Origin of the sequence: Corallococcus llansteffanensis (assembly GCF_003612055.1) — a bacterium.
Taxonomy (GTDB): domain Bacteria; phylum Myxococcota; class Myxococcia; order Myxococcales; family Myxococcaceae; genus Corallococcus; species Corallococcus llansteffanensis.
In genome coordinates this window covers 1-450 of sequence record NZ_RAWB01001186.1, presented here as the reverse complement: position 1 = coordinate 450, position 450 = coordinate 1, and the positions used below count along the sequence as shown (strand labels likewise).

The following is a 450-nucleotide window of genomic DNA, read 5'->3' as shown; positions in this document are numbered from 1 at the left end:
CTTGAAGAAGGCATTGTGCGTCGACGAACCCACACTGAAAGCTGCGCATGAGCTGATTCGTTCACTGGCACCGTTTCCGGGTCATGCATTCGGCCGCGCCGAAGCGGATTTCGTGGTGCCCGACGTGATTGTGCGCAAGACAAGCGCAGGCTGGATGGCGCAACTGAACCCCGACGTCATGCCGCGGCTGCGCATCAACGACATGTACGCGCAGATCCTGCGCAGCAGCCGCGGTGAATCGGGCGCTGCCAATCTGCAGCAGAAGCTGCAGGAAGCACGTTGGCTGATCAAGAACATCCAGCAGCGCTTCGATACGATCCTGCGTGTCTCGCAAGCGATTGTCGAGCGTCAAAAGAGCTTCTTCACGCACGGCGAAATCGCCATGCGCCCCTTGGTTTTGCGGGAAATAGCCGATACACTGGGTCTACACGAGTCCACGATCTCCCGTGT

Annotated in this window: 1 protein-coding gene; it reads left to right on the top strand. The window is 58.9% G+C overall.

All coding sequences use genetic code 11. The features are described from left to right. On the top strand, positions 1-450 hold a 450-nt coding region (locus tag D7V93_RS44055; RefSeq protein WP_443652013.1), incomplete at both ends, for an RNA polymerase factor sigma-54.